A 19,212-nucleotide genomic window follows, 5' to 3' on the forward strand; every position below is an offset into this window, starting at 1 on the left:
CGATCCCTCGCCCATCTCGGGCGAGGTGGTTTCGCTTAGCCGGCCGTCTTAATGCGCTCAATATTTGCCCCAAGACCACGCAGCTTATCTTCAATATGCTCGTAACCCCGGTCAATATGATAAATACGATCTACGACTGTCGTTCCTTCAGCAATGCAACCCGCCAAGACTAAACTTGCAGAAGCCCGCAAATCAGTCGCCATGACCTGAGCGCCAGATAATTTTTCAACGCCATGACACAGTACGGTATTGCTCTCAATTTCAGCCCGTGCCCCCATGCGAATCAACTCAGGGATGTGCATGAAACGGTTTTCAAAAATAGTTTCGGTGATCATGCCTGCCCCATCGGCAACCATGTTCAATAAGCTGAATTGAGCCTGCATATCCGTTGGGAAACCCGGATGTGGCGCGGTACGGAATGTCACTGCTTTCGGCCGCTGACCACGCATGTCAAGGCTAATCCAGTCCTCTCCCACGTTGATCTCCGCCCCCGCTTCACGCAGTTTGGCTAAAACCGCATCCAAGGTATCAGGTTTCGCGTGACGACAAACCACTTTACCGCGCGAAATTGCAGCAGCGACCAAGAAGGTGCCGGTTTCGATACGATCAGGCAGTATACGATGCACGCCGCCTCCCAGACGCTCGACGCCTTCAATCACAATGCGATCGGTGCCGGCACCACTGATTTTCGCACCCAGCGTATTGAGAAAATTAGCGGTATCTTCAATTTCAGGCTCGCGTGCCGCGTTTTCGATGGTGGTTGTGCCTTCTGCCAATGTGGCCGCCGTCATGATCGTCACCGTTGCCCCAACACTGACTTTATCCATAACAATGCCGGCACCTTTTAAGCGGCCATTCACCGTGGCTTTGACATACCCTTCATCCAGCTCGATTTTTGCGCCAAGCTGCTCCAACCCAGAAATATGAAGATCAACCGGACGCGCGCCAATGGCGCAACCGCCCGGCAAAGAAACCTGTCCCTGACCGAAACGCGCCACCAACGGCCCCAATGCCCAGATGGATGCTCGCATTGTCTTGACCAGATCATAAGGGGCGCAATATTCGTTGACCCCACTGGCATCAATAAAAACGGAACCGTTACGTTCCACTTTGGTTCCCAAGCGATTGAGCAGTTTGATCGTGGTATCAATATCTTTCAATTCAGGCACATTCTGTAATTCAACCGGCTCTTCTGCCAGTAGTGCCGCGAACATAATTGGTAATGCGGCATTTTTTGCCCCGGAAATCGTTACCTCTCCTGACAAGCAGGTAGGCCCTTTCACTCGAAATTTATCCATCTGTCATGATTCTCTTGTTTAATTCAAAGCGTGCTGTTCGCGGCGAGGCAAACAGCCTCAAAATCCCTGAAGTTTGCGGTCGCGCTGCCACTGCGCGGGGGTATAAGCCTTGATTGACAACGCATGAATACGGTTATCAGCGATGTATTCCATCAAGGGAGCATAAACCGTTTGCTGTTGTTTGACACGGCTCAGGCCATCAAAAAGTGCACCAACGACAATAACCTGAAAATGGCTGCCATCACCGCTAACGATAACTTCATCAAGTGCCAGTTTTTCCATCAGCACTTTTTTAATTTCATCAGTATCCATAAATTGCTCACATTCGTCGTTAGAAAATAATAGTAGACGCTATCCTAATGGAATCCAGCCGACTCTTAAACCAAGAAAAACGCCCCTGCAAGCTAATGGCTTACAAGGGCGTGGATTAGCAAAAAAAGCATTATGCCTTGGGCGGATCCTTATCAAGCAGCGCTTGCAGGCCATACAACGCTATCAATGTGCTTAAACGCTCACTCACACCTGAAAAAGTCAGTATCCTGCCACGTTGCTGATATTCCCCCTTTAATTGGATAAACAGGGCCAACCCCGTAGAATCCACATGGCTAAGTTGAGAAACATCAATATTATCGACACCTTCCAGCGCCTGCTCTTTTTGTTGCCAAAGGGGAAGCAAACTGTCACGATCCAATGTGCCTTGCAGAAACAATGTATTGCCGGCCTTTTCCCAACTCACCGTTTCCTGATTGATATTCTCTTTACTCATCATGCCGTTATCAAGAGTACCTTTTGCCATATCACTATTTCTTTTGTCTATTTCTTTTGTAAAGTGATCGGTGCTTTCGCACTGATAATCAATTGTTCAGTCAGACCCTCAATGCCTTTCTGACGCAGGATATCCACCCACTCATTCTGCTTGGTCGTGATCATGCTCACGCCTTCCGCGATCATGTCGTAAGCCTGCCAGTAACCTGTTTTGCTATTTTTGCGCCATTGAAAATCCAGGCGCACAGGCGGTTGCCCATTGGGATCCGTAATCGTGACACGAATGGCCACTATCGTTTTATCACCTAATGGCTGTTCTGGTGCAATCTGGTAGTTTTGCCCATGATACATCGCCAACGCCTGACCATATGCCTGTTCCAGATAGGATTCGAACGCCTTGAAATAAGCATCACGTTGCTCAGGTGTGGATTGTTTGTAGTAAGGCCCCAGCACCAGTGCCCCGGCATATTTTATTTGCACATAAGGCATCAATTCTTGACGTACAATCTGGCGCAAGACGTCTGGATTGGCCTGAATCTGCGACTGCTCATTCTTTAAATGAGTAAAGGTTTTTTCTGCCGCATCTTTCATCAATGCGTAAGGATTGGTTTGATCTGTCGCGCTGGCCAATGGCGCAACCACCAGCAACGCAACCATAAGTAATCGCTTGAACATAAGTGTTATTTCTCCTAAGCAGTGGATTGCCGGTTAGTGTGTTTGTTCAGGTGCCAAAGCGGATTTTTTTTGGTTCCCGCCACTTTTATACAAAAGCTGGCCAATCAAATCTTCAAGTACCATCGCAGGCTTGGTATCTTCAACGCGATCGCCATCTTTCAACATCGCCGTCCCTAAATCAGGGTCATCAAACCCGATATTGAGCGCAATATATTGCTCTCCCAACAACCCTGAAGTTCGGATAGAGAGCGAACTGGTATTGGGAATATTGTCGTATTGCGTGAAAATATCCAATTCAACTTGTGGCGTATACGTTTTGTGATCCAGCCAGATTTTTTCCACGCGGCCAACCACAACCCCGCCGACTTTCACCGGTGAACGGACTTTCAGTCCACCGATATTGTCAAATGCGGCATAGACACGATAAGTTGGCTGGCTGCCGAGAGATTGGATATTTGCAACTTTAAGGCATAAAAAAATGATTGCTGCCAAAGCAATCAAGACAAAAGCCCCAACCCAAATTTCATTTTTCTTGCTTTGCATCGACTTAGTTCCCAAACATCAGTGCTGTCAGCACAAAATCCAAACCCAATACCGCCAACGACGCATGAACGACTGTGCGCGTCGTTGCCCTGCTGATCCCTTCCGATGTTGGGATAGCGTCATAACCATTGAACAGTGCAATCCACGTTACTGTAATAGCAAAAACCACACTCTTGAGAAAACAGTTGAGCAAATCTTTTTGCCATTCCACCGCAGCTTGCATGGACGACCAGAAAAAGCCACCATCAATGCCTTTCCAATCAACACCCACTATTGCGCCGCCCAAGATCCCCACAGCCACAAAGATCAGGGAGAGCAAAGGCATACTGATAAAACCCGCCCAGAAACGTGGGGCAACAACCCGGCGCAGCGGGTCAACCGCCATCATTTCCAGGCTGGAAATCTGTTCGGTGGCTTTCATCAAACCAATTTCTGCCGTCAACGCTGAACCCGCCCGCCCTGCAAACAGTAATGCCGTCACCACTGGCCCCAATTCACGCAGCAGGGATAACGCCACCATCATGCCGAGGCTACCTTCCGCACTAAATGTGGTCAAAACCAGATAACCTTGCAAGGCCAACACCATGCCAATAAACAGCCCTGAAACCACAATGATCAGCAGTGATTGGACACCCACGCTATAAAGCTGCTGACGCAATAGCATCCATTGTTTGGCAGGTTCCGGCTTACCTATGATGGCATTGAACAGCATAAAGCCCGCACGACCGAATGAAGCCGTCACTTCAATCGTACGTCGGCCCATTGCCGCTAATGCCCGTGTTAACATCAACATTCCATCATCCTAATAACTCAGTTTTGTAATCCCCGGCCGGGAAACGGAAAGGCACAGGCCCGTCAGCAATACCATCAAGAAACTGCCGTACCCGCTGATCCTGATTCGTTCTCAACTGATCGGGCGTCCCTTCGGCGATCACTTTCCGTTCGGCCACAATATAAGCATAATCAGCAATGCTCAGGACTTCAGGCACATCGTGGGAAACAACGACACACGTCACACCCAGCGCATGATTCAGCTCATCAATCAGCTTCACCAACACGCCCATTGTGATGGGGTCTTGACCGACAAAAGGTTCATCAAACATGATTAAGTCAGGATCGAGGGCAATCGCCCTGGCTAATGCCGCTCGCCTTGCCATACCCCCAGAGAGTTCCGATGGCATCAAATGCGCAGCGCCACGCAATCCCACCGCTTCCAGCTTCATCATCACCGTGGTGTGAATCAACGCTTCAGGCAGTTGGGTATGCTCACGCAGGGGAAAAGCCACATTGTCAAAAACATTCAGGTCGGTAAACAGGGCGCCTGACTGAAATAACATGCTCATTTTCTTACGGGCAGCATAAAGGCGTGGACGGGACAATGCCGGAATATTATCGCCATCAAACCAAATCTCACCACGTTCAGGGCGAATCTGCCCCCCAATCAACCGTAGCAAGGTGGTTTTCCCGATACCAGAAGGTCCCATGATGGCGGTAATTTTTCCCTTCGGAACGGTCAGATTAATATCAGCAAAAATCGGGCGTTGACCTCGGGTGAAATACATGCCGCAGATCTCAATAAGATTTGCTGTTTGTTGACTCATTATTAGAAGCCCCTAACCGTTAATAGAACTGTATTCATGACTGTATTTAAATAATTAATAATGCATACTACAAAAAATTGTCTAATTTGCGTTAGCAAAGTTGTGACAAATTTTACTTTTTATCGCTTGATCGTCAGAATGTATAAGTCTAGCTGAATAAACGTTCCATGTTTGAAAATCAACCATTATTAGCATTATGCTCGGAATAAAACTGATTTAAGGGACACCCCATGTTTCTGACTATTGTACTGCTCATTACCGGGTTGATTTTACTGGTGTATGGTTCCGATAGATTAGTTTATGGTGCGGCCGTGTTTGCCCGCGCCATGAAAATCCCCCCTTTTATTGTCGGCCTGATCATTATGGGAATCGGAACCTCGTTGCCAGAGCTGATGGTGTCTGTCACCGCAATTTTAGACGGACAGCCAGACATGGCCGTGGGCAATGCCATTGGTTCCAACATTACTAACCTGCTGTTAATTACGGGGGCGGCCGCGTTTATTCGGCCCATCAGGGTAAAGTCAGAAATTCTGCGCCAAGAAGTGCCCCTGATGTTGGCGATCACCGTATTTGCCGGATATTTGCTGTCCAATGGATACCTGAGCCGGTTGGATGGTATTCTTTTAGTGCTTTCCGCCCTCTTCTTCATCTCACTGATGATAAAGATGACGGCTTTTTCCCAAAATCATAGTGGTGTTGATAGCTATACCCAAGAGCGAAATTCAGAATTGCCTGTCGAAGGCAACAAAGGAATTGCACTGCTTTGGGTTGTTTTGGGGTTAATGATCCTCCCCATTTCCACCCGCATGGTGATTGACAATGCAACCGTTATTGCACGGATTTATGGTCTCAGTGAACTGGTGATTGGCCTGACAATCCTTGCCGTGGGAACCAGCTTGCCAGAGCTTGCCACCGCCATTGCCGCAGCCATAAAAGGGGAGAACGACATGGCAATGGGCAATATCATTGGCTCGAATGTCTTCAATCTGACCCTTGTCTTAGGTGTCCCCGCCATACTTTCCCCCAGTGTCTTTTCACCTGAGGCATTTTCCCGGGATTTTTGGGTCATGATGGCAGCGAGTGTACTATTCACAGTATTTTGTCTGGGAAGAAAGCATCGATTGAACCGATTAAACGGCCTCTTGTTACTGGGCTGTTTTATCGCGTATTTTGTCGTACTTTTTGTTTCTAATTATTACGGTACTGAGTAATTGCCGATTGAGTGGGAAAAGAGTGAGAAATAAAAATGCCTAAGATCGATTTTCAGCAAGCAGGTAAGGAAGTATTACATAATGAACTCAAAGGGCTGGCCGGACTGGAGCAATATATTAATGACGATTTCAGCCAAGCCTGTGAATTAATGTTCGGCTGTGAAGGGAAAGTCATTGTGATGGGGATGGGCAAATCCGGTCACATTGGGCGGAAAATCGCGGCGACATTTGCCAGTACCGGTACGCCTTCTTTCTTTGTGCATCCCGGCGAAGCCAGTCATGGTGATCTCGGCATGGTAACCGCAAAAGATGTCGTGCTGGCGATTTCCAATTCCGGTGAATCGAATGAAATTCAGGCGTTAATTCCCGTTCTCAAACGCCAAAGCGTCCCGCTCATCTGCATGACCAATAATCGCGACAGCAGCATGGGCAAAGCCGCAGACATCCACTTGTGCATCAAAGTCCCACAAGAAGCCTGCCCCTTGGGATTGGCACCCACCACCAGTACTACCGCAACACTCGTCATGGGAGATGCCCTGGCCGTGGCACTGTTGCAGGCCCGTGGCTTTACTGCCGAAGATTTTGCACTTTCCCATCCCGGCGGTGCACTGGGACGCAAACTGCTACTATTGGCCAGCGATTTAATGACCACCGGCGATGACATGCCCCATGTTCCCCACACCGCGACGCTGCGTGAGGCCTTGGTGGAAATCACCCGCAAAAAATTGGGCATGACGGTGATCTGTGATGATGACATGCAGATCCGCGGTATTTTTACCGATGGTGATTTGCGCCGTGTTTTCGATATGGGTATTGATTTAAACCATGCAAAAATCGCGGATGTCATGACGGCCGGTGGCATCCGTATCAGACCCAATGCACTGGCAGTGGATGCCTTGAACCTGATGCAATCGCGCCATATCACTTCACTATTAGTCACAGAAGGTGACAAATTACTTGGTGTACTGCACATGCACGATCTTTTGCAGGCCGGCGTCGTGTAGGCAAGTAAACCGCTATCAATCTTAAGAGAATGCCTTAATGAGTCAAAAAGAGTACCTGGACACCTGTTATGGCCCAGTAAGCAAAACAATTATCGAAAAAGCCCGTCAAATCCGTCTGCTGATTTGTGATGTTGATGGCGTGATGTCTGACGGGCTTATCTATATGGGCAATGAAGGCGAAGAACTGAAAGCCTTTAACGTTCGTGATGGTTATGGCATCCGTTGTTTAATCACTTCGGGTATTGATGTTGCCATTATTACCGGCCGCAAGGCAAAACTGCTGGAAAATCGGGCAGAAACACTGGGTATTACACATCTTTACCAAGGACAAAACGATAAGGTTTTGGCGTATAAGGAACTGTTGGATAAACTAGCGTTGCAGCCAGAACACGTCGCCTATATGGGTGATGATCTTATTGACTGGCCTGTCATGGCACAAGTGGGGTTATCTGTTGCCGTTGCTGATGCCCATCCATTGCTGTTGCCAAAAGCAGATTATGTGACTCAGATTGCCGGCGGTCGTGGTGCAGTCAGGGAACTGTGTGATTTGGTGCTCTTCGCGCAAAACAAGCTCGAAGATGCCAAAGGGTTATCCATATAAATTAGAACTGAAAAAAGAATGAGCAAAATTCAATCCTGGCTGATCGCACTACTGGCACTGATCGCGCTTGCGCTGATTGGCTGGAATTTATCGAACGTCAATGATGATAACTCATCAGCCATTGTGGATGATGGTTATCCGACTTATCAAACACAGGAAGCCATTACTTTTGTCTATGATCCGGAAGGCAAACTGGCTTACAGACTGATCGCTGACGATGTTAAAAACTATACGGAAACCAAACTGACCTGGTTTACAAACCCCGTATTAACCACATTTGCCCCTAATGACGCTTCCGCAACCCCGATAGCGACATGGACAATACGCGCCAACAAGGCCAAACTGACCAATGATCAGATGCTCTATCTGTATGGGGATGTCCAAGTGGATAGCCTGACCGATGCGTCACAATTGCAGCGGATCACAACAGACAACGCGACCATTAATCTCACAACACAAGATGTCGCATCCGATGACCGCGTGACGCTGATCGGTGTCGGTTTAAAATCTGTTGGCATGAGAATGCGTGGCAATTTGCGAAATAAAACTGCTGAATTGATTGAAAAGGTGACCACTCAATATGAGATTCCACATGAACAACCTAATCCGTAATACCGTTATTGCCAGTACACTTTTTGCAGTCAGCCTGCCCGTACTGGCCTTGAAAGAAGATACCAAAAAGCCGATTACCATTGACTCAGCAAGACAGTCTTTGGATTTAACGGGAAACATTGCCACCTTTACGGAGAATGTGATCGTAAAACAAGGCTCCATTGACATTCATGCAGATAAAGTCGTTGTGACCCGCCCTGAGGGGGATTCCAACAAGACCGTCATTGACGCTTACGGTAATCCGGCCACTTTTTATCAATTGCAAGATGATGGCAAGCCGCTCACAGGTCATGCCTCAAAGATGCGTTATGAGATGGACAAAGAGCTGGTCACGCTAATTGGTGACGCCTATCTTGAACAGCTAGACAGCAATATCAAGGGCGATAAGATCACTTATCTCGTACCAACACAACAGATGGAAGCCTTTAGTGATAAAGGTAAACATGTCACCACCGTCCTGTTACCTGCCCAGCTACAGGAAAAAGGCCCGGGTGCTCATGGCGCTGATGCTCAGAAAAAGGGTAAATAACGACCAATGGCAATACTAAACGCAGAAAACCTGGCGAAAGCCTATAAAGGCCGTAAGGTCGTTGAGAACGTCAGCCTGAACGTGAAATCAGGGGAGATCGTTGGCTTACTTGGCCCCAATGGGGCAGGTAAAACCACCACTTTCTATATGGTCGTCGGTATTGTTCCACGTGATGCCGGCGCGATTACCATTGATGAAGAAGATATCAGCCTGCTGCCCCTGCATGAGCGTGCACGCCGTGGAATAGGTTACTTGCCTCAGGAAGCCTCTATCTTCCGTCGCTTAAGTGTCTTAGACAATTTGATGGCGGTACTGGAGATCCGCAAAGATCTGACCCAAGAGCAGCGAAAAGTACGTGCAGAAGAGTTGATGGAAGAATTTCACATCTCTCACCTGCGTGACAGCCTTGGGCAATCCCTTTCCGGTGGTGAACGCCGTCGTGTGGAGATTGCCCGCGCACTGGCAGCCAACCCCAAATTCATCCTGTTGGATGAACCCTTTGCCGGCGTTGATCCCATTTCCGTACTGGATATTAAAAAGATCATTCAACACCTGCGGGATTACGGGTTGGGTGTACTGATTACTGACCATAATGTCCGTGAAACACTGGATGTCTGCGAACGGGCTTATATTGTCAGCCAAGGTCATCTGATTGCCCACGGTACTCCGAATGACATCCTGAATAACGAGCAAGTCAAACGCGTCTATTTAGGCGAAGGTTTCCGTCTTTAACGGTTATTCTTCTGTCAGGCGCGATTCAAGGAACCATTCAGGCTAGATTAAGGAGAAAGTGGAACGCTATGAAGCAAAGTTTGCAACTCAGGCTCAGTCAGCAATTGACGATGACGCCACAACTCCAGCAAGCCATCCGTTTGTTGCAACTTTCTACGCTTGAGCTTCAGCAGGAGATTCAGCAGGCTTTGGAAACTAACCCGCTGCTTGAACAGGAAGATCTGCATCAGGAAGTGGAGAATCAGGCGCCTGACAGCGAAGCGGAAGTCATGGATACCCGAGACGCACTTGAACAGCGGGATATGCCTGAAGAGCTGCCATTGGATACCAGTTGGGATGAAATTTACACCGCTGGCACGCCTTCAGGCACCAGCAGTGATTATAGCGCTGAGGATTTCCCCGTCTATCAGGGAGAAACCACCCAAACACTGCAAGATTACCTCATGTGGCAGGCAGGATTGACGCCATTTACTGAAACGGACGCGGCCATTGCCACCTCAATCATTGACGCCATTGATGACACCGGATACCTGACCCTTTCCATCGAAGAAATCCTTGCCAGTATGGGTGATGAGGAACTGATTCTAGAAGAGGTTGAAACCGTCCTCAAACGTATACAGCATTTTGATCCGATTGGGATTGCCGCCCGTGACTTACGCGAATGCTTGCTTATCCAGCTCTCCATGTTACCGTCGGAAACACCTCACCTGAATGATGCCAGACTGATTGTCAGCAAATACCTTGAACGACTGGGTAACCGGGACTTCCGTCATTTATTGCGTCAGGGCAAATTAAAAGAAAATGCGTTGAAAGGGGCCATTGATATCATTCAATCACTGGAACCAAAACCGGGTTTGGTAGTCAATACAGGTGAATCCGAGTATGTTATTCCCGATGTTCTGGTGCAGAAAGAAAATGCAAACTGGCAAGTCAGGCTAAATACCGATAGCCTCCCCCGCCTGCGGATCAACCAACACTACGCAGCACTGGGGCAACGAGCCAACAATGAAAGTGACAGTTTATTCATACGCAATCACTTGCAAGAGGCCAAATGGTTGATCAAAAGCCTCGAAAGCCGGAATGAGACACTGTTAAAAGTCGCCCGCTGCATTGTTGAACGGCAACAAGATTTTTTTGAGTATGGTGAGGAACACATGAAACCACTGGTACTGGCTGATATCGCCTATCAAGTTGACATGCATGAATCCACCATTTCCCGTGTGACAACACAAAAGTATCTGTATAGTCCGCGCGGGATCGTTGAACTTAAATATTTTTTCTCCAGCCACGTCAATACGGATAGCGGAGGTGAAGCCTCTTCTACCGCAATACGGGCGCTGGTGAAAAAACTGGTTGCGGCAGAAAATCCGGCCAAGCCACTGAGTGACAGCAAGTTGACCAGTATACTCGCTGAACAAGGTATTCAAGTGGCTCGCCGGACTGTCGCAAAATATAGAGAGTCGTTATCCATCCCGCCTTCAAACCAACGTAAAAAACTGGTTTGAACCACACAGAGAAGGAAAACACTATGCAACTCAATGTTACAGGCCACAATATTGAAATCACAGATGCACTTCGCAATATCGTGAATACCAAATGCGGCAAATTGGATCAATATTTCGATAAAATTAACCTCATCCAAGTCATTCTCCGGGTGGAAAAGGTGCAAAGGATCGCTGAAGCCACGGTGCATGTTAATGGAAGTGAGTTGCATGCAGCCTCAGAACATGAAGACATGTATGCGGCAATTGATGCACTCGTCGATAAGTTAGCGCGTCAATTGACCAAACACAAAAGTAAATTGAGACAACATTAATCGCTTCCAGGCAACGGGGCCGTCATAAAATATCACTGTTCTCTCTATAACACCGTCTATAGCGCCGATGACAAGCTGTAGATCCGTTTTAGCGCAGTGAATCCATACCGGATGCGTTATCAGGCATCCGGTATAACAAGGCCCTAAGTGAATAAAGAAATGAACAACGAAACAGATTTACCACTAAGCTCGGTGCTTTCACCCGAATGTACACGCAACAACGTCCCTTGTTCGAGCAAAAAGCGCGCCTTAGAGATTATCAGTGAGCTGGCATCAAAACAGCTCGGAGTGCCGGAAAACACCGTATTCGAAGCTATTCTTTCCCGCGAAAAAGTCGGCACAACAGGCATTGGCAACGGGATCGCCATTCCTCACGGCAAATTGGATAAAGAGTGTTCGGATAATGCCGTTGGGGTATTTTTGCATCTGGAACAACCCATTACCTTTGACGCTATCGATAATCAACCTGTTGACTTGCTGTTTGCTTTATTGGTGCCATCAGACCAGTGTCAAACCCATTTACATTCACTATCATTGATTGCAAAACGCCTTGCAGATAAAAATCTCTGCCGTCGCCTGCGTTCAGCGCAGAGTGATGAGGAACTGTATAAAATCATTACTGAATATACCTTATAAACTTCAAGTTACCGCTTGCAAGACGAAAGCCGCTTATTATCTCCCCGCGCCACGGGGAGATAATAAATGCCTCTTGAAGTACGACGAGTATAAATAGCGATTACAATTATAAACATTTAGGGGGAGTCACCTCATGGTGCTGATGATCGTCAGTGGTCGTTCAGGTTCTGGAAAATCCGTTGCCCTGCGTGCACTGGAAGACATGGGCTTCTATTGCGTAGATAACCTACCCGTGGTGTTGCTGCCAGAATTGGCAAGCACACTGGCTGAACGTGATATTTCGGCGGCGGTTAGTATTGATGTCAGAAATATGCCGGAGTCGCCGGAGATTTTTGAAGAGGCGCTGACACAGTTGCCTGACAGTTTTTCGCCGCAGTTACTGTTTCTTGATGCGGATCGTAATACCCTGATCCGTCGCTACAGTGACACTCGCCGTTTACACCCGCTATCCAGCAAGAGTTTGTCACTGGAAAGCGCCATTGACCAAGAGAGCGACTTGCTGGAACCCCTGCGCTCACGCGCTGACTTGATCATTGATACCTCTGAAATGTCCGTTCATGAACTGGCGGAAATGCTCAGGACGCGCTTATTGGGCAAGCGGGAAAGGGAACTGACCATGGTATTCGAATCCTTTGGTTTCAAACATGGTATTCCTATTGACGCAGACTACGTTTTCGATGTGCGTTTCCTGCCAAACCCGCACTGGGATCCGAAACTGCGCCCCATGACCGGTTTGGATCGCCCGGTGGCCGCGTTTTTGGATCGTCACACAGAGGTGCATAATTTTATTTACCAGACCCGCAGCTACCTTGAGCTTTGGCTCCCCATGCTGGAAACCAACAATCGCAGCTATCTGACTGTCGCGATTGGTTGCACAGGCGGTAAACACCGTTCCGTTTATGTGGCAGAACAACTGGCTGATTATTTCCGTTCCCGTGGCAAAAACGTGCAATCACGTCACCGCACGCTGGAAAAACGCAAATAATACGAATAGCGCACGCCATGACTGTCAAGCAACGACTTGAAATTAAAAATCGGCTCGGAATGCACGCCCGGCCTGCGATGAAACTGCATGATCTGGTACAACAGTTTCAATCAGAAGTGATCCTGCGTAACAGCAGTCATTTACAGGCCGAAGCCCGTAGCGTCATTGCCATGTTAATGCTCGATTCCGAACAAGGCAGCCATATTGACGTTGAGGTCAGCGGGCCGGATGAACAGCAAGCGCTGGCCGCGATTATCGAACTCTTCAATGTCGGGTTTGGTGAGGAATAATCGCGCATATCCCCCATAGACGCCGAATAACCCAACTGATCATTTCACGACCTGAAAAACAACGCGTCCTCTCCCCCCCCCTTCACTTTACCCGTCTTAATCTTACCCGTTTCAATCTTACCCATTTCAATCGCTAACTCGCGTTTTCTGACGCTATCCGATTTTAACAATAGCAAAAAACAAGTCATTAAAACTGACAAAAGATAAAAAAACCTTCATATATTCTGACTATAAATCTGTCTCCAGCCATAAAAACAATCGGCTAAAACCATTAACCCAGTTAATCATACTGACTATTTATAAATAGTATTAGATAAACAATAAATGTTAGCTTTCAATAAGTTAACCGTGTGAAATAAATTAATAAAAAACTTATCATCAAGGCGCATTTACGTACCGTGCATTGTACGCACAAATCCTAAACTGGAGATTTACTTCATGCGTTTTAATAAAACCACACTGGCGATCCTGCTTGGCCTGAGTCTGTTTCAAGGTACTGCCCAAGCAGCGCCCGTGCTCTCTTTAGATAACACCCACGCAGAAAGCATCGCAGCAACCAATAACGCTTGGGTTGAAATCAATACCACCACTTTCGAAAATAATATCCACACATTGCAAAAAAAACTGAACAACGGCACCAAAATGTGTGCGGTTCTGAAAGGTGATGCTTATGGTCATGGCCTTGGCCTGTTGATGCCATCCATCATTAAAACTGGCGTGCCTTGCGTCGGGATCACCAGTAATGAAGAAGCCCGTATCGTGCGTGAAAGCGGCTTTAAAGGGCAACTGATCCGTGTCCGCACTGCTGACATTGCTGAAATCGAAAGTACACTGGGCTATGAGATGGAAGAGATGATCGGTGATTTGGATCATGCTAAAGCCATTGATGCGCTGGCCAAAAAACACGGTAAAGAAATTCGCGTCCATCTGATGCTGAACACCGGTCTTATGAGCCGCAATGGATTGGAAATGAAAACTGAGCAGGGCAAACAAGAAGCGCTAGCAATCACTCAGTTGCCTAACCTGAAACTGGCCGGCATGATGAGCCACCATGCGTTCACGGGTATGGATGCCATCCGTGACAGCATTAAAAATTTCCAGGAACAAACTTCTTGGTTGATCACAACAGCCAATCTGAAAAGAGAGGAAATCACGCTGCACGCATCAAGCTCTTTTGCCTCACTCAGCATACCTGAAGCCCAATTCGACATGGCTCGCGTTGGCAGTGCGCTGTATGGCATCCTGACCACCAGCCACCCAGAGTTCAAGCCGTTGATTCAAGTGAAGACCCGTGTTGCTTCAGTTAAACCTTACCCTAAAGGTAATGGCGTCGGCTACGACAACACTCACATCCTGAAACGGGATTCCATGCTCGCCAACTTGCCAGTGGGTTTCTCTGATGGCTTTAGCTCTGCCCTGTCAAACAAAGCCTATGTCCTGATCAACGGTCACCGTGCCCCCGTTGTCGGCAGCGTTTCCATGAATACCGTGATGGTCGATGTCACCGATCTGCCAGACGTGAAGAGCGGCGATGAAGTGGTTATTTTCGGTAAACAAGGTAATGACGAAATCACCCAGTCTGATATTCAGAAATGGGGAGGCATGCACGTTGTTGAGTTTTCTTCCATTTGGGGAGAAACCAACCCACGTATCGTCGTGACCACAGATAAATAATCCACGATCCGAAATGATGGCAGATTGTTCTTTTCCTCCCCCTGAATAAGCCTTGTTTCATTAACAATGCAAAACAGTTCGTGATCATGATCTCTTTATTTTCACGACAGAACAGCCTAATATCATCTAAATTACTTTGAAAATAACACCCCCCTCCTTGTGACGCGGGGTGTTATTTTGTATTGAGTCTAATTTGGAGTGTGGTATGAAAAAACCTAAAATCATGATCAATGAATTGGATGCCGAACGTTTAGATTCTCTGTTGGAACAATCGGCATTTGCCAATACCCGCATCGCTGATGCCTTGAATGAAGAGTTAGATCGGGCAGAAATTGTGGCACCAGCAGATATTCCGGCCGATGTGGTCACGATGAACAGCGAAATTCGCTTCATTGATCTGGGCAGCAATGAAGAACGTGTTCGTACGCTGGTTTATCCTGCTGCCCTGCAAGACAGCACCCAACATCTGTCCGTCATGGCACCTTTGGGGGCTGCGCTTTTGGGTCTGCGGGTCAATGATGAAATAACGTGGCAATTGCCAAACGGTGAAAAAACCCGGCTAAAAGTACTGGAAATACTTTACCAACCCGAAGCCGCGGGGGAATATCACCGCTAATTCTCAGCCAGCTCAGTGACACCGAACTGGCTGCTGTTGATTGAGTATCCCTATTGACCGGCGATACTCATTTCCGGCAGCAACACCGAACCACACTGAATATTGCTGCGTGTTTCGATATCATTACCAATTGTCACCATATTTGCCCACATCTCTTTCAAATTACCTGCAATGGTGATCTCACTGACCGGATATTGGATCTCGCCATTCTCGACCCAAAAACCGGATGCGCCACGAGAATAGTCCCCTGTCACTGCGCTAACGCCCTGCCCCATCAGCTCGGTAACGATCAAGCCTGTGCCCATTTCACGCAACAGGCCGGCAAAGTCCAGACCCTGACCTGCAATGCGCCAGTTATGAATTCCACCTGCATGGCCAGTGCTTACCATGCCCAACTTGCGGGCAGAGTAGGAAGTCAGCAGCCAAGTCTGTAAAATCCCCTCTTTGACAATCTCACGAGGCGTTGTACGCACACCTTCACTGTCAAATGGCGTTGAAGCCAATCCACGCAGCAAATGAGGCTGCTCTTCAATCGTCAGCCATGAAGGCAAAATCGGTTTGCCCAGACTATCCAACAAGAAAGAAGATTTACGATAAATGCTGCTACCGCTGATCGCCCCCACCAAATGGCCGAATAAACCCGTAGCCACTTCTGCCGAAAAGATAACCGGCGCTTTCATCGTTGATAATTTACGCGCGCCCAAACGGGAAAGCGTACGGCGGGCACACTCCTGCCCTACCCACTCTGGTGATTTCAAATCGTCAAGATGGCGACCCACGGTATAGGCATAATCGCGTTCCATATTGCCATCTTGCTCAGCAATGACACAGCTCGACATAGAATGCCGGCTTGAACAATAGCTTTGCAGCATGCCATGACTATTGCCAAATACCTGAATACCATAATGGCTGTTGAAACTCCCGCCTTCCGTATTGGTAATACGCTCATCTGCCTGCAATGATGCCTGTTCCGCACGGGCAGCCAACTCAATGGCCTTATCTGCATCCAGGGCAGCGGGATGGAAAAGATCTAACTCAGGGGCAGCAAACGCCAATAATTCTTTATCGGCTGGGCCGGCATAAGGATCAGGGGAGGTATAACGCGCAATATCAATAGCGGCCTGCACAGTACGGGCAATCGCTTCTGGGCTAAGATCCGTTGAGGAAGCGCTTCCCTTGCGCTGCTGGTGATAAACCGTAAGCCCCAGTGCGCCATCGCTGTTAAACTCAACATTTTCGACTTCGCTAAAGCGGGTGCTGACACTAATTCCCGTCGTTTTATTGACGGCAACTTCCGCAGCATCACAACCGGCTTTCGCTAATTCCAGAGCATGAGCAACCGCATCTTCCAGCAGCTTACGCTGTTCCGCGATTTGTTGATTGGTAACTATCATTAATTAACCGTAATCCAATGAATTAAAGGGAGAATTTGTCAGAAAAAATGCCTGTTTCCGGTTCATGATACGAATGCCGAGTGGTAATCAGACAATTTTCCCAGTTACAATACACAATATTAGGATGTTAACACCCACCGGACGATAGGTCATGCTGCAAAACGCACCTTATCCGGCCTTTTTAGAAGGAAAAACAATTATGGCAAAGCAGCCTGAAGATTGGCTCGACAATTATCCTGCTGAAGAGGAAGAAGAAGAGATAATCTGGGTCAGTAAAAGTGAAATCAAGCGGGATGCTGAAATACTGAAAAAGTTGGGGGCGGAGCTGGTTGAACTCAGTAAAAACCAACTTGAGCGGATCCCACTGGATGAAGATTTGCTGGCCGCCATTGAGCTGGCACAGAAAATCAAACGTGAAGGGCGCCGCCGCCAATTACAATTAATCGGTAAATTATTACGTGCCCGCGATCCTGAACCAATCACCACGGCATTGGACAAACTGAAAAACCGCCACAACCAGCAAGTCGTTATTCTGCATAAACTGGAAGAACTGCGTGACAAACTGATTGAACGCGATGATGCTTTTGAAGAAGTTATTGCCCTGTATCCACACACTGATCGCCAGCAACTGCGCGCATTGGTTCGTAATGCTAAAAAGGAGAAGGCAGCCAATAAGCCGCCTAAATCCTATCGGCAGATTTTCCAATATTTGAAAGAACTCTCGGAATCTGCTTAATCCTCCTGTACCGCCATTTCATTCAGAACTGGCGGTCATTTCCCGCTTTCCCTTCCTTTTCATAATATTAGCCAGATTAAGTTAACACTTTTAGTTAAATGTTGTAGTTTGGTAACTAAAATAAGATAACCTTATTTTTTTAATTAGTTTGATTCTATTTCCCGACATTCACCCAGAATTTACCTGAAGGATATCTCACATGCCATTAGTTGTTATTCCTGATGATTATCAACATGCGACAAAACAAATTCAGGCTTTACATCAAAACAGTCTCTCCCAACACTGGCTAAGAGGTCGAATGGATGTTTGCTAGTTATCTGAAATCTAGCCTGCATACGGGCGATTATTTCTCTGGAATCAGGTAGTAAATTATCGAAGAAATTGAATACCTCTGAACCTACATACTTCTGGCTGCTGAGAGGTAGAGAAAGCGATATTGCACGGGCTCCGGGTTCTTCCAGCCACTCATCTTTGTATTGAAAAGACATAGCCCCTTTTTTATCACGAAATAAAGTGCCCACTTCCAATCCATTCAATGCAACAGTCAATTTGTTCATTTACCACTCCCTTGCCCAGCCATTACCTGACTTTTTTGAAGCATTACGTTCTGTAACTTGCAGTTCCAAATCCAGTGCAGAAAGCAATTTAAACAAAGTTTCCAGCTTGCTTTTCTCCGGGTTGTTCTCAAATCCAGAGACTGTACTCTGTTTCATTCCAACTCGGTCAGCCGTATCTTTTTGAGTCAGACGAATTTTTTTGCGTTGCTCACGAATGGCTACAGCAAGTGTTTGTGGTGATGTAATCTTCATAAATATCCCCTTAATAGGATAAAAGGTAAATATCCCCTTTAGGGGGTAAAAACAACATATCCTCCACAAAATGATATCAATGGCTATTACAGCCAATTTCACTCCCATTAGTATAATGGTGCATTGATACCGAATTACAATATTGGATATACCCGTAGTTGTACCCACATCAGTAAGTTGATGTAGATTGAATAAGGTTGGCTTAGGTGAGTGAAAAAACGAGAAAAACTTTGCAATACGTGAAGTTCAGTGTCTAGTCCTAATGTACGTTGACACTTATTTTACTTAACGCCTGACGATGTACTTCATCGGGCATTTTATATTTTAGGGCTAATACTACAGTCGTACGCCCCATTGTGGCATGATGGCCCTGACATTTTTTTCCTGAAAATACGGGGAGGTGTTCAATGCACTCACCGACCAATGCCTGGGAACAGGAACTGCTCTCACTTCATACCCGTCTGGCTCCCTTGTTTCACCATCCCGGCCCACAGCAACGCAGCCTCGCTTATCTCCGGGGGCTGCTCAGTGACGTTGAACGTAAAAATGGCTGGCAACTGGCGGAATGGATAGGCGAACGCACGCCTGATGGCATTCAACATCTGCTGGAGCGCGCCCGCTGGGACGTCGACGTCGCCCGCGATATTCTGCGCGACTATGTGACGGCGCATTTGGGCGATGAACA

At 47.4% G+C, this 19,212-nt stretch carries 25 protein-coding genes; 15 read left to right on the top strand and 10 right to left on the bottom strand.

Annotated elements, in window-relative coordinates:
• Positions 1-35: 35 nt before the first annotated feature.
• The 7 genes from murA to mlaF all read right to left on the bottom strand — a co-directional run bounded on the left by murA (position 36) and on the right by mlaF (position 4,882).
• Entirely contained in the window at positions 36-1,298 is a 1,263-nt protein-coding gene (gene murA / locus PSI17_RS12870) for a UDP-N-acetylglucosamine 1-carboxyvinyltransferase (protein WP_273552351.1), read from the bottom strand.
• 57 nt (positions 1,299-1,355) lie between these two features.
• Complete coding sequence (gene ibaG, locus PSI17_RS12875; protein ID WP_273552352.1) at positions 1,356-1,610, bottom strand: BolA family iron metabolism protein IbaG; 255 nt, start codon at positions 1,608-1,610, stop codon at positions 1,356-1,358.
• 130 nt (positions 1,611-1,740) lie between these two features.
• Entirely contained in the window at positions 1,741-2,094 is a 354-nt protein-coding gene (mlaB, locus tag PSI17_RS12880; protein ID WP_273552353.1) for a lipid asymmetry maintenance protein MlaB, read from the bottom strand.
• A gap of 17 nt (positions 2,095-2,111) precedes the next feature.
• A complete protein-coding gene (gene mlaC / locus PSI17_RS12885) occupies positions 2,112-2,738 on the bottom strand; it encodes a phospholipid-binding protein MlaC (RefSeq protein ID WP_273552354.1) in 627 nt (208 codons plus the stop codon).
• Positions 2,739-2,771: 33 nt separating this feature from the next.
• A complete protein-coding gene (gene mlaD, locus PSI17_RS12890) occupies positions 2,772-3,281 on the bottom strand; it encodes an outer membrane lipid asymmetry maintenance protein MlaD (protein WP_273552355.1) in 510 nt (169 codons plus the stop codon).
• Positions 3,282-3,285: 4 nt separating this feature from the next.
• Positions 3,286-4,068: a lipid asymmetry maintenance ABC transporter permease subunit MlaE gene (gene mlaE / locus PSI17_RS12895; protein ID WP_273552373.1), complete on the bottom strand. Its 783-nt coding sequence runs from the start codon at positions 4,066-4,068 to the stop codon at positions 3,286-3,288.
• Between the two features lie 10 nt (positions 4,069-4,078).
• Positions 4,079-4,882 (bottom strand): phospholipid ABC transporter ATP-binding protein MlaF, encoded by an 804-nt coding sequence (gene mlaF / locus PSI17_RS12900; RefSeq protein ID WP_045972804.1) that lies wholly within the window; start codon positions 4,880-4,882, stop codon positions 4,079-4,081.
• 230 nt (positions 4,883-5,112) lie between these two features.
• Between mlaF and PSI17_RS12905 the strand changes: the two genes are divergently transcribed.
• From PSI17_RS12905 to rnk, 13 genes are all read left to right on the top strand, one after another.
• A complete protein-coding gene (locus PSI17_RS12905) occupies positions 5,113-6,093 on the top strand; it encodes a calcium/sodium antiporter (RefSeq protein WP_273552356.1) in 981 nt (326 codons plus the stop codon).
• A gap of 35 nt (positions 6,094-6,128) precedes the next feature.
• The gene (gene kdsD, locus PSI17_RS12910) at positions 6,129-7,097 is read left to right on the top strand and encodes an arabinose-5-phosphate isomerase KdsD (RefSeq protein WP_273552357.1); all 969 of its coding nucleotides are present in this window, start codon (positions 6,129-6,131) and stop codon (positions 7,095-7,097) included.
• A gap of 37 nt (positions 7,098-7,134) precedes the next feature.
• Complete coding sequence (gene kdsC, locus PSI17_RS12915) at positions 7,135-7,698, top strand: 3-deoxy-manno-octulosonate-8-phosphatase KdsC (RefSeq protein ID WP_273552358.1); 564 nt, start codon at positions 7,135-7,137, stop codon at positions 7,696-7,698.
• 18 nt (positions 7,699-7,716) lie between these two features.
• The gene (lptC, locus tag PSI17_RS12920) at positions 7,717-8,310 is read left to right on the top strand and encodes an LPS export ABC transporter periplasmic protein LptC (protein ID WP_273552359.1); all 594 of its coding nucleotides are present in this window, start codon (positions 7,717-7,719) and stop codon (positions 8,308-8,310) included.
• Complete coding sequence (gene lptA, locus PSI17_RS12925; RefSeq protein WP_273552360.1) at positions 8,291-8,839, top strand: lipopolysaccharide ABC transporter substrate-binding protein LptA; 549 nt, start codon at positions 8,291-8,293, stop codon at positions 8,837-8,839. The genes lptC and lptA overlap by 20 nt, the downstream gene beginning before the upstream one ends.
• A gap of 6 nt (positions 8,840-8,845) precedes the next feature.
• Entirely contained in the window at positions 8,846-9,571 is a 726-nt protein-coding gene (gene lptB / locus PSI17_RS12930) for an LPS export ABC transporter ATP-binding protein (RefSeq protein ID WP_273552361.1), read from the top strand.
• A 68-nt stretch (positions 9,572-9,639) separates the two neighbouring features.
• Positions 9,640-11,076 carry an RNA polymerase factor sigma-54 gene (gene rpoN / locus PSI17_RS12935; RefSeq protein ID WP_273552362.1) on the top strand — a complete coding sequence of 479 codons (1,437 nt, stop codon included), beginning with the start codon at positions 9,640-9,642 and terminating at the stop codon, positions 11,074-11,076.
• Between the two features lie 23 nt (positions 11,077-11,099).
• Complete coding sequence (hpf, locus tag PSI17_RS12940) at positions 11,100-11,387, top strand: ribosome hibernation promoting factor (RefSeq protein ID WP_273552363.1); 288 nt, start codon at positions 11,100-11,102, stop codon at positions 11,385-11,387.
• Positions 11,388-11,546: 159 nt separating this feature from the next.
• Entirely contained in the window at positions 11,547-12,023 is a 477-nt protein-coding gene (gene ptsN / locus PSI17_RS12945; RefSeq protein ID WP_273552364.1) for a PTS IIA-like nitrogen regulatory protein PtsN, read from the top strand.
• 133 nt (positions 12,024-12,156) lie between these two features.
• Positions 12,157-13,008, top strand: coding sequence for an RNase adapter RapZ (gene rapZ / locus PSI17_RS12950; RefSeq protein WP_273552365.1), 852 nt, complete (start codon positions 12,157-12,159; stop codon positions 13,006-13,008).
• A 17-nt stretch (positions 13,009-13,025) separates the two neighbouring features.
• Entirely contained in the window at positions 13,026-13,298 is a 273-nt protein-coding gene (npr, locus tag PSI17_RS12955; RefSeq protein WP_273552366.1) for a PTS phosphocarrier protein NPr, read from the top strand.
• Between the two features lie 438 nt (positions 13,299-13,736).
• The gene (alr, locus tag PSI17_RS12960; protein ID WP_273552367.1) at positions 13,737-14,972 is read left to right on the top strand and encodes an alanine racemase; all 1,236 of its coding nucleotides are present in this window, start codon (positions 13,737-13,739) and stop codon (positions 14,970-14,972) included.
• 205 nt (positions 14,973-15,177) lie between these two features.
• The gene (gene rnk / locus PSI17_RS12965; protein ID WP_273552368.1) at positions 15,178-15,588 is read left to right on the top strand and encodes a nucleoside diphosphate kinase regulator; all 411 of its coding nucleotides are present in this window, start codon (positions 15,178-15,180) and stop codon (positions 15,586-15,588) included.
• Between the two features lie 50 nt (positions 15,589-15,638).
• Here the strand turns inward: rnk and pmbA are convergent, their stop codons facing one another.
• Positions 15,639-16,982 carry a metalloprotease PmbA gene (pmbA, locus tag PSI17_RS12970; RefSeq protein WP_273552369.1) on the bottom strand — a complete coding sequence of 448 codons (1,344 nt, stop codon included), beginning with the start codon at positions 16,980-16,982 and terminating at the stop codon, positions 15,639-15,641.
• A gap of 199 nt (positions 16,983-17,181) precedes the next feature.
• On the opposite strand from pmbA, the gene yjgA reads away from it, so the two are divergent.
• Complete coding sequence (gene yjgA / locus PSI17_RS12975) at positions 17,182-17,718, top strand: ribosome biogenesis factor YjgA (protein ID WP_273552370.1); 537 nt, start codon at positions 17,182-17,184, stop codon at positions 17,716-17,718.
• 212 nt (positions 17,719-17,930) lie between these two features.
• On the opposite strand, the gene PSI17_RS12980 is transcribed toward yjgA, so the two are convergent.
• Positions 17,931-18,275 (bottom strand): HipA N-terminal domain-containing protein, encoded by a 345-nt coding sequence (locus PSI17_RS12980; protein WP_273552371.1) that lies wholly within the window; start codon positions 18,273-18,275, stop codon positions 17,931-17,933.
• Entirely contained in the window at positions 18,276-18,527 is a 252-nt protein-coding gene (locus PSI17_RS12985; RefSeq protein ID WP_273552372.1) for a helix-turn-helix domain-containing protein, read from the bottom strand.
• 407 nt (positions 18,528-18,934) lie between these two features.
• Here PSI17_RS12985 and PSI17_RS12990 point away from each other — a divergent pair.
• Positions 18,935-19,212 (top strand): transposase (locus PSI17_RS12990; protein ID WP_337927214.1); only part of this gene is annotated, 278 nt, incomplete at its 3' end.

This window comes from Xenorhabdus sp. IM139775, from assembly GCF_028598745.1.
GTDB lineage: Bacteria > Pseudomonadota > Gammaproteobacteria > Enterobacterales > Enterobacteriaceae > Xenorhabdus.